The sequence below is a fragment of the Nostoc sp. genome (assembly GCF_036917415.1).
GTDB lineage: Bacteria > Cyanobacteriota > Cyanobacteriia > Cyanobacteriales > Nostocaceae > Nostoc.
On sequence record NZ_JBALDJ010000046.1, the window covers coordinates 1 to 9,867 of the forward strand.

Below are 9,867 nucleotides of genomic sequence, written 5' to 3' on the forward strand. Positions count from 1 at the left end.
GTTTGAGATTTAATCTAATAGCGGGTCTGTACAATTATGAACTTCATCTAATTAAAGTTGAAGCTACTTGAATGACTTTTGCAAGAGGTCTAATAATTTGCTGCGTGTGCTTCAGTTCTGCGGTGGTTGTGTTCCATTACATCGGTTGCAATTCCAATTTTCCGATTCAGTCATTCAAACTCTGCTGGATAGAGAACTGGTGCAAGTGCAGAACACAGGACGCGGTTTTTTGTTGGAGATTGCCGAGGATTTTAGCTCTTAATCGAAGAGGAACCAATTATGAAACTTTACGCGAAGACGATTTCACATACATTACCAGATTGGGCAACCACCGTTACAAAGAGTGCAGATTTGTTTGAGGTTGAAATTAACGATGAACACCCGAGCTTTCAATCTCTGCTTGAAGAGTTGAAAACGGAGATTGAGCCAGGAACATTCGGTGTAAAGGCAGTTCGCGGAGCGTGCCGTAGGCAAGATTTATGTTCAAGGCTCGGCATTGAAATGTCTAATCCGCATCTCTGCCAATTACTTAAGCAAGCCCAAAATCTGATATCCCAGATTGCTACGCACCCAGATTACAAACAACTCTTGGAAGCAGGGTATCAGCCAGATTTAAACATTGCCGATGCTCAAACTGCTTTGACTTATCTGCAATGGGAGCTAGAGCGGAATCGAGAGCTTTCTAATTAATACAAAAGCGTTCATCTAAAAGAATGCCATTACTTCAGATGAACGCACGGAAGTTTTTCTCCCACTACAGAATTCCCATTATTGCACACGAAACACTAATCAATGAAACATTAATCGAGGTAAACATGGCTACTGAAATCAAACTAGGTTTATGCAACCCTCCTGAACCCATCTATTTATATGTAAATCAGGGAGAAGTAGACGGAGAATCTTACGTCTGGTACAAGTTCAATATCAGCCAGGATAAGAAAATCCCTGTTACTCAAAGAGCATTAACTGGGTACTTGTCTGAACTGCGCTTGACCACCAAAGAATTCAAAAACAAGGACAATCTGAAGCTAGATATTGTCGTGAGTGCCGATGAACTTTATGTGGTAAGAACTGGTGTTGAAACTAATTTCGCCAAAAGCTTCCTTCTCGCTGCCTCATTAGTTCAAGATTTTTCTAAGCCACTGATTATTGTCGCTAATGCTGGCGACGAAAACATGGTTTTCTGTAATCTTTACGATGCTGCAACCAAAACCAAGATTTACAGGGAATGGAGTAGAGATTTGAATTGGGCAACTATCATTCGTGACATCCAATCTTTATTGGGTGCAACCTCAAACTTAATTCCCGAACCCCCACTGACTCCACCAAAACTTAGTGTAGTTCCTCAACCAGTACACCCACAGGATTTTCGAGTAAAAAATATTCGCACCTTGCTTGATTATCCCCTTGATTTAGTCAAAGAGTGGTTGCAATTTCAAGATGTTGACCGCCCAAGTTTACTTGATATTAGTCAGATTAATGAACTAATCAAAACCATGTGTTTGGCTTGGGCAGCAGATAAGTGCGACCATCCAAATCATGCCGAATCTGACTATCAAAAGCTAGTTGTTGATGCTGTTGCTAATGGTGCTGATGAGTTAACAGCAATCAACGCATGGATGCAACAGTTGCAAACGGTAAAGACTGGGGCAGTGTGAATCAAAAGTCAGGATTCAGAAGAAGTTTTCTTTCTGAATCCTCAATTAATTAAATAGGAATTACCCATGAAAGTCATTGTCATAGTAGTCGATAAAATCACGAGTGAAGCGCACCTAAATATTCCTGATGGGCTGTCAGAGTCGGCAATCAAGCAGCACATTACAGACCTCTACAACAGTGGTGAGATGCTGTAGAGCTTGAATATTGCTCAGGTGGACTTTGAATCTATCAGCGCTCAGATTGTCAAAGAATATTCTTCTACTAAATCTGTATAAATATGAGAGGTAATCAGATGTATACAAAATGGACTGATGAAGAAGTAGGAATCATTGAAGAAATGGCTTGTCTCTACACTGTTAAACAGATAGCATATCGACTCCAGAAAAGAGGATACACACGCTCAACATCAGCTATTCAATATAAATTGCGCTTTTTAGGATACTCTGCACGTCCAATTCTTGATAACTACAACTGCTGCGAAATTGCCAGAGTTCTGCAACTCAATTCAGCGACTGTTTGGAGTTGGGTAAAAAAGGGATGGATACGCACAACCCGGCGCTCTGGTAGATATCACCAAATCAAGAGCAAAGACCTAAAACGATTTCTTCAAAACCCACCCCAACGTCTTAAGAACCGCATTGCTGCCATTGATAAAGATGCTATCGAATATTTAGTGGGGAAACTTGCATGATTGACCACATTAATGCACTTAAAACCAGTTGGTATCTCTCCCCACCTTGGGGCAAAACAATTCCACCTGTTGCAGTTAATTTACTGGAGAGAGTTTTCCTACGCACAACAAGAGCATTCGGCTATTGCTGCGGTATTCAGTGGAAACACGAATGCTGGATTTATTCAATTGATTGCGGTAAAGAAATACTTCACGCCACACAAAACCAAATCATCGGGACTGGGGAATTAGAAACCCTCAATGTGCAAAAACCTGCTTTTGTTCTGGGCCAAAGAGTGATCCTCTGTTCTCACGACAAGGGAACAAAACAACGGCTGATTCTGGGGACAGCCCTTGTGAATAATTCTTGGTTTTACATTGTTGAATTGATGTCACCAACGTTAATTAAGACACCAACTATATCGAATCGTTTCTCATTAGTTGGTGAAAAAAGTTTAGTGCGAATTAAAGTTTGATTCTTTTTCATCACACAACTAAAAACTATGTTGCTTCTTAAAATCGCCGAAACCATCGAACAGATATCTCTAGAGATTCAGATCCACCCACAGTAAGGGGCAAATAGCGTAGTTGGTTCACATATCAAAAACTCAGAGGAAGTATGGATGCAATTATAAAGCGTGAAAATCAGCCCAGCCCATTTGACCAAATCAAGCAGGTTGATACAGATAGCAATGAGTATTGGTTAGCTCGTGAATTAATGCCCATATTGGGATATCAGCAATGGCGACAATTTGAGGATGCCATCTCTAGAGCGATCGCAGCTTGCTCAAACATAGAGCAAGAGAGCGAAAAACACTTTTTGCGCCTGACCGCAAAAAGTACCGGAGGTAGACCTAGAGACGATTTCAAACTCAGTCGCTATGGTTGCTATTTAACCGCGATGAATGGTGATCCACGAAAACCAGAGATAGCAGCAGCGCAAAGTTATTTTGTTGTGAAAACGCGAGAGGCTGAAACCCAAACCCAGTTAAAAGCCATGACTCAAATACAATTACTCGCCGCTCTAGCACAACAATTGGCAGAGCAAGAACAGCATTTACTCCAACAACAACAGCAACAAACTCAAATCTTGGCAAGACTAAAAGCCGTTGAAGTTGAGCAAGACAGAGTAAATACCCCATGCGGACACAAATATAGTGTTGTTGGTTTCGCTAATCTTCAAGGTTTAGAAATATGGTCTTTAAAGCCGAATAAAACTAACACCAATTGCATTGAAGTACACATTTATTACTTTGAAAAAACATCATGCAACAACTCACACTTTTCACTGAATCGACCCCAGTTTTACCTATCACTTACTACCCTGATTTCTTAAGTCTTGAACAAGCCAATGAACTTTACCAACACTGTCTAAAACTGAAATGGCAGCAGAATCAAATCAGAATTGCGGGTAAAACAATGCCTATTCCTCGCCTAGAGTGCATTTATGGCGATGCAGGATGTGATTACCTTTACTCAAAGTGCGTGTTTTTGAAACCACTATGTTGGACAGAAGCTCTGTTTAGCTTACGCGACTCTATCACTGCACTTACTGGCTACAAGTTTCGCATTGTCATCGGAAATCAGTACCGCAGTGGCTAGGATTCGATTGGTTGGCACGCAGACAACGAACCATCGATGGGATCTAACCCAGCGATTGCATCGGTAAGCCTGGGGTCATGTCGCAAATTCCAAATCAAGCCCATCGGCGGCAGACCAACGGACTTCTGGCTGGAATACGGCAGTTTACTCGTGATGCACCCCGGTTGCCAATCTACTCATCTGCATCAGGTTCCTAAAACAAACAAAGTGGTTAGCACGCGTATCAATCTCACGTTTCGACCACACACCTCCAGGGGCGGATAAGGCTGATTTTCACAGTGAACCGTTAAATATTTGATTTTTAAAAAACCTGTAAATCCTTTCCCTGTCTAAGATTTACTAACTGAAAGCCTGATTTTTCACTTCAAGAGATTTTCGTAAGTCATCTAAAATGAGCCTCACTTAGTTCTGATGTACTAGCTTATCGATTCCATAAAGAGCATTCCAAAGCGGTATCAGGTCATACCGCTTACTTTTCCATGCGTCAAAATATTGGAGGAAATATGACTATTTCAACGACCGATTTTCTTACTCTGCACTTAACTGAATGGCTCAACAGTGGGGTTGACGAAGAAATAATTGCCCTAAATGTGCGATCGCTCCACGGCACGACACCATACGAATATCTTCTCTACAGTCCCAAAATCTCCCGTCGCAATGATGGACGACTGCGAGACAGAGACTTGAAAAAATACCAACACATTGAACTAGGCGGCTGGTGGTGCAGTGGGATTGACCCGCTCAACAACTACGTCCTGATGATGTGGGGGTGTTTCAAACCCGACCACCCCAGACGTGACCGCCAAAAGATTCACAAGTTCATCAAATACGAACACCCATACAGAGAAGAGACACGCGCTTTCTTCCTTCTAGTCCCGAATCGCATCTGGGTAAAAGTCTCAAATCGCTCTGGTATCCCCATCACAGAATTTGACCTAAAACACCCCGGCGGCTTCTGGCACTGGGTTTGGCAGCACAATGTCCCTGTTACAATCGTCGAAGGAGTCAAGAAAGCGGGGGCGTTACTGACTGCTGGTTATGCTGCGATCGCTATCCCCGGTGTGAATGCTGGATACCGCACACCTAATGATGAGTACGGTACTGCCATTGGTAAACCCTCTCTGATTCTAGACTTGAAGCATTTCGCAACACAGGGGAGACTTGTTAACATCTGCTTTGACCAGGACAACAAACCTGAGACAGTCCAACGGGTGAGAACCGCCATCAGTCGCATGGGACGGCTGCTGGTAAACGAGGGTTGTTCACTGCGGGTGATTGATTTACCGTTAGGAGCAGAGAAAGGGGTTGATGATTTTATCGTTGCTAAGGGTCAACCTGCATTTGATGCACTCTACAACACTGCCGTTGCACTGGAGTTATGGGAGATTAAACTGTTCACTCTGCTGACTTACCCGCCGTCAATTGCACTCAACCAAAGATTTTTGGGCCAGCTTCTCGTACCCGAAGGGGAAAAACTCATTATTCTCAAGGCTCCCAAAGGCACTGGTAAAACCGAATGGCTGGCAACTGAGGTGGCGAAAGCACACGACCAGGGGAGACGGGTATTAATCATCACCCATCGTATTCAACTTGGTGAGGCACTGTGTAATCGATTTAGTGTTAACTATGTTACCGAAGTTCATACTTCCGAAACAGGCACATTATTAGGATACGGGGTCTGTGTAGACTCTTTGCATCAAGAAAGTCAAGCGCGATTCAACCCTAATGACTGGTCAAATGATGTCATTATTATCGATGAATGCGACCAAGTTTTCTGGCATCTTCTCAACTCTGGAACTGAGGTACAAAAGCGTCGGGTTGCTGTCCTGAAAAACTTGAAGCAACTGGTACAGAATGTTCTAGGGAGTAGCCAGGGAAAGATTTACCTATCAAGTGCTGATGTTTCCGATACTGATGTAAAGTATGTTTTATCACTTGCTGGAGAATATCGAGTTAACCCATTCGTCATCGTCAATAACTATCGGGATAGTGCCGGAAACTGTTACAACTACTCTGGCAGTAACCCAAAAAATTTGATTGCGGCACTGGACAAAGCCATTACTATTGGGGGGCATCATTTATTGTGTTGTTCTGCTCAGAAAGCTAAGTCCAAATGGGGAACCCAAGCACTTGAGGAACGTTTTCGTCGCAAGTTCCCACATCTGCGAATTTTGAGAATTGACAGCGAATCTGTTGCTGACCCCTCTCATGCGGCTTTCGGTTGTATCGCTCACCTGAACAAAATTCTCACCCAGTACGATTTGGTTATCGCCTCTCCAAGTTTAGAAACTGGGGTATCCATCGACATTCGAGGACATTTTGATGGTGTTTGGGGAATATTTCAGGGAGTGCAGCCGGTTAACTCCGTGCGTCAGATGTTGGCACGCCTCCGGGAAACTGTTGACCGCCACATTTGGGTGAGAGAGTGGGGGATGTCGGTTGTGGGCAATGGCTCTACATCCATCGGAGGATTGTTGAGAAGTCAACACGTTGCTACACAGGCTAACATTGCGCTGTTGTCGGCGGCGGATAATGACGATTATAGCTTTGTTGACCAGAACTTCCAGCCAGAATCCTTACAGACGTGGGGGAAACGTGGCTCTGTCATCAACGTTGAGATGCGGCGCTATCGGGAATCTGTACTTGGGGGCTTGGTCGAAGATGGGTACAGCGTTATTGATGCGGAAGATGTTGATGACGATGAGAGCGGGGCAGTAATCGAGTCTGTTAAGGCGGCTAGTCAGGAATTGTACGCTAGTGAATGTCAGGCGATCGCGCAAGCTGATGAACTCTCTCAAACTGAACTCAAAAAGCTGCAAGATAAACGGGCAAAAACGAAAACTGAACGACATCAGCAGCGTAAGGCTGAATTGTCTCGTCGCTATGAAGTTGAAGTTACGCCTGAGTTGGTCGAAAAAGATGACGATGGGTGGTATCCTCAACTGCGGATGCACTATTATTTGACACTGGGGCGGGAATTTCTGACGAACCGTGATGCTAAACGGGCAGCATCGCAGTTAGAATTGGGGGAGAATTCCATTTGGAAACCAGATTTTAACAAGGGGCAGCTATTGCCTGCTGTGTTGTTACTCGAAAATCTTCAGCTGTTGCAGTTTCTTACACCAGACGTTCAGTTGCGGGGGTCTGATGAAAAGATGCTGGAGTTTAAAGCGCTGGCTGTAACGCATCGGCACGTTATCAAGAATTATTTGAATGTTTCCCTTTCTGAAAAACTGACCCCGATTGCGATCGCACAGAAATTACTTGACAAGATTGATTTGCGGTTGTCCTATGTCGGTCGCTTGGGTAAGCGTGAAAACCGGGAGTGCGTTTATCGGTTTGTTGCACCTGATGATGAGCGTGATTCGATTTTTGGGCAGTGGTTCAATCGGGATGAACTGTTTTTTAGTGAGTCGGTGTCAGTCAGTAATAATATAAGTACAACTACACCAGTCGTTAACACCACCTCACAGTTAATCAGAGAAGATTCTGATTTGGTGTCAGTCAGCAATAATATAAGTACAACTACACCAGTCATTGACACCCAATCCCAGGATATTCCTCAACCACTCACGCCAGTTGAAAGTCCGACTTTCCTTGGATGGAAGGGGCTGAAGCTGAAAATGCACCAAGGACTCGACAGCGCTGGGGACTTCTACAAAGAGCTAGTTTCCCAGCTTGATGAGGCTGTCGGCGTTGCTGATGGTGAGCCTTACACCGAATGGCTATCTGGGGCAGTGGCTCCTTTGGGTTAACTTTGGGAACAGGTATAAGTCTGTGGTATGCGATTGGGTGGTGGCGGTGTAGATCAAGAAAGCTTTGGTAAAGAGTTGAGTAATTCATGCTTCAGATTTCGTCTTACCAGCTTTTTTAGAGACAGCAATTGCACCAACTCCAAACAATAGACCTAGTAGGGAAGTGGGTTCAGGTATGGATGTAGATGAAGAACTGACGGTAATATTGGCAGCAGAATCTTGATAGATGTATGTTCCTGCCAGTCCCACTTCACCCGTCAAGGTAATTTCAGAGCTTGAAGTTCTTTCTAAGGTATATCTAGGAGCATCAAAAGCAATGCCAAAATCAACTACTAAATTCCAATTCGACCCAGAACCAAGCTCAAAATCAACATCTGGGGTTAAGTTACCGCCATTAGTAGAACCTCTGTTCAAATTCAGGTCTAGATTGCTGACGGATAGCTCCCAATCGCTCAAAGTCCCGGACTCTGAGTAAACCACGAATCCAGAATATTCGCTCTTGAATGGCAAAGAGTTCGTAAGGAATGGGGTAGTAGCATCGACTAAGGTAAAATCACCTGAAAATTCTTGTCTAGTTAGAATCGCTCCCAGCACGGGAGTAGCATGAAATACGCTTGCAACTACCAAACCAATCACGGCGACGCTAACTTTGGGAAGTCGAACTTGATTCATGGATTGGGTATGCTATCTAAAATTGTTGAAGGTATGCTATCACATCCGTGGCAACTTCAGATACATTCGGTACACCAAAAAGTTCTGCGATGCCTGCGGTATTCTCGAAGAATCGCTCAAGCTCAGAAAAAACTGTGGTCTTGTGGTTCATTGTAGGTTGCTCCATCGGCGGCAAGTGCAGGGAGCAACCATCGCATCAACTTTTTCTCGGCTTGATGAAGATAAACATACAAGCACCTCATCCCTAGTAAGAGAAACTCAAGCTTTCGCCAAAAACTCATCGAGGCAGTCAAAAGTGGAGTTCCACCCTTCGATCACACCCATCTGTTCATGCTTATGCCGATCCTCAATAGACTCATGCATAATCTGGAGTGTGAGTTTGGTATTGCCATCTAAATCCTCGAAAATGACTGTTATAACCATTCCCTTCGGCAAATCAACGTTCACCACCTTTTCAAAGCCTTCATCAAATTCATCAGTGGTGACAATCCTCTCAAAGGGTACGATTTCGCGAAAAACACCTTTGGCCGGGTACTCCCTGCCGTCTGGACCAGTCATCACGTAGCGCCATTTCCCGCCTGGACGCACATCCATCTCAATCACACGGGTTGTGAAACCTTTGGGCCCCCACCACTGCGCTATGTGTTTAGGATCAGTCCATGCCTGGAACACAAGGGAGCGCGGCGCTCTCAAGATGCGGACGATCGCGATCTCACGTTGAGATTGAGCATTGGTGTCATCCTCAATGTTGCTCATCTTGTTTCTCCTGAGTTTGTAATTCGTGCAGGTAATCATCAAGCCTAGAGAGCCTCTGTTCCCACAATTGACGATATTGCTCAATCCAATCCGCCGCCTCTTTAAGCGGCTGTGCTTTAATCTGGCAAGGTCGCCATTGAGCTTCGCGACCCCGCGAGATCAGTCCAGCACGTTCTAGCACCTTTATATGCTTGGAGATTGCAGGAAGACTCATCTTAAAAGGCTTGGCTAACTCACTTACCGATGCCTCACCCTTAGCGAGGTGAGTCAGAATTGCACGCCGTGTAGGATCGGCTAGGGCAGCAAAGGTAAGGCTCAGTTGTTCGTTAGACATTTTTATTTAACCTAATGGTTAATTAACTACTAGGTTAAATGTACTATTGAATCATGTCAAGCCCCCACTTAAGGGAAATTCAAGAAATAAAATGCCTGTTTGGGCAATATAGTTGTACTGCGTAACACTTAGTGCTTCACCACACAAACTTTGCATGGTGGCAAGCTTTTGGGCAGGGGTGAATGGCACTAATAAAAGCGTAAATCCCTGGTATTTATGGATGAAAGGGTGTAGAGAATTAAGAAGATGTTTTAGTATGTGAATACTCGTATTTAATCGTCTAAAATACTACATCTAATACCCTACCTCCAACATCCTGCCTTCACTGTTTTTTACAAAATGATTTTGGTACGCACAATGCCAAAGTTATTGTTCTTGTTGCCATAAATAAAGACATTGATAGCCATAGTAAATGACTA

14 protein-coding genes are annotated in these 9,867 nt (G+C 44.0%); 10 read left to right on the forward strand and 4 right to left on the reverse strand.

Features of this window, described 5'->3' with window-relative positions; all coding sequences use genetic code 11:
• Positions 1 to 97 precede the first annotated feature (97 nt).
• The 10 genes from V7K41_RS08205 (at position 98) to V7K41_RS08250 (ending at position 7,686) form a co-directional block, all read left to right on the forward strand.
• Positions 98 to 262, forward strand: coding sequence for a hypothetical protein (locus V7K41_RS08205; RefSeq protein WP_334847141.1), 165 nt, complete (start codon positions 98 to 100; stop codon positions 260 to 262).
• A gap of 17 nt (positions 263 to 279) precedes the next feature.
• Entirely contained in the window at positions 280 to 690 is a 411-nt protein-coding gene (locus V7K41_RS08210; RefSeq protein ID WP_334847118.1) for a hypothetical protein, read from the forward strand.
• A gap of 125 nt (positions 691 to 815) precedes the next feature.
• Entirely contained in the window at positions 816 to 1,658 is an 843-nt protein-coding gene (locus tag V7K41_RS08215; RefSeq protein ID WP_334847119.1) for a hypothetical protein, read from the forward strand.
• A gap of 66 nt (positions 1,659 to 1,724) precedes the next feature.
• Positions 1,725 to 1,853 carry a hypothetical protein gene (locus tag V7K41_RS08220; protein ID WP_334847121.1) on the forward strand — a complete coding sequence of 43 codons (129 nt, stop codon included), beginning with the start codon at positions 1,725 to 1,727 and terminating at the stop codon, positions 1,851 to 1,853.
• A gap of 98 nt (positions 1,854 to 1,951) precedes the next feature.
• Positions 1,952 to 2,350 (forward strand): hypothetical protein, encoded by a 399-nt coding sequence (locus tag V7K41_RS08225; protein WP_334847123.1) that lies wholly within the window; start codon positions 1,952 to 1,954, stop codon positions 2,348 to 2,350.
• Positions 2,347 to 2,805, forward strand: coding sequence for a DUF1392 domain-containing protein (locus V7K41_RS08230; protein ID WP_334847125.1), 459 nt, complete (start codon positions 2,347 to 2,349; stop codon positions 2,803 to 2,805). Before V7K41_RS08225 ends, V7K41_RS08230 begins: the two co-directional genes overlap by 4 nt.
• A gap of 143 nt (positions 2,806 to 2,948) precedes the next feature.
• Entirely contained in the window at positions 2,949 to 3,665 is a 717-nt protein-coding gene (locus tag V7K41_RS08235) for a BRO family protein (protein ID WP_334847127.1), read from the forward strand.
• Between the two features lie 83 nt (positions 3,666 to 3,748).
• Positions 3,749 to 3,931 (forward strand): hypothetical protein, encoded by a 183-nt coding sequence (locus V7K41_RS08240; RefSeq protein ID WP_334847128.1) that lies wholly within the window; start codon positions 3,749 to 3,751, stop codon positions 3,929 to 3,931.
• 36 nt (positions 3,932 to 3,967) lie between these two features.
• Positions 3,968 to 4,195, forward strand: coding sequence for an alpha-ketoglutarate-dependent dioxygenase AlkB (locus V7K41_RS08245; protein ID WP_334847130.1), 228 nt, complete (start codon positions 3,968 to 3,970; stop codon positions 4,193 to 4,195).
• 239 nt (positions 4,196 to 4,434) lie between these two features.
• Positions 4,435 to 7,686, forward strand: coding sequence for a plasmid replication protein, CyRepA1 family (locus tag V7K41_RS08250; protein WP_334847132.1), 3,252 nt, complete (start codon positions 4,435 to 4,437; stop codon positions 7,684 to 7,686).
• 84 nt (positions 7,687 to 7,770) lie between these two features.
• Here V7K41_RS08250 and V7K41_RS08255 read toward each other — a convergent pair whose 3' ends face one another.
• The 4 genes from V7K41_RS08255 to V7K41_RS08270 form a co-directional block, all read right to left on the reverse strand.
• Entirely contained in the window at positions 7,771 to 8,358 is a 588-nt protein-coding gene (locus V7K41_RS08255) for a PEP-CTERM sorting domain-containing protein (RefSeq protein ID WP_334847134.1), read from the reverse strand.
• A gap of 16 nt (positions 8,359 to 8,374) precedes the next feature.
• Positions 8,375 to 8,509, reverse strand: a complete 135-nt coding sequence (locus tag V7K41_RS08260; protein WP_334847136.1) for a hypothetical protein — start codon at positions 8,507 to 8,509, stop codon at positions 8,375 to 8,377.
• Positions 8,510 to 8,616: 107 nt separating this feature from the next.
• On the reverse strand, positions 8,617 to 9,114 hold the full coding sequence (locus V7K41_RS08265) for an SRPBCC domain-containing protein (RefSeq protein WP_334847138.1): 498 nt from the start codon (positions 9,112 to 9,114) through the stop codon (positions 8,617 to 8,619).
• Positions 9,101 to 9,448 (reverse strand): ArsR/SmtB family transcription factor, encoded by a 348-nt coding sequence (locus V7K41_RS08270; RefSeq protein WP_334847139.1) that lies wholly within the window; start codon positions 9,446 to 9,448, stop codon positions 9,101 to 9,103. The genes V7K41_RS08265 and V7K41_RS08270 overlap by 14 nt, the downstream gene beginning before the upstream one ends.
• Positions 9,449 to 9,867 lie beyond the last annotated feature (419 nt).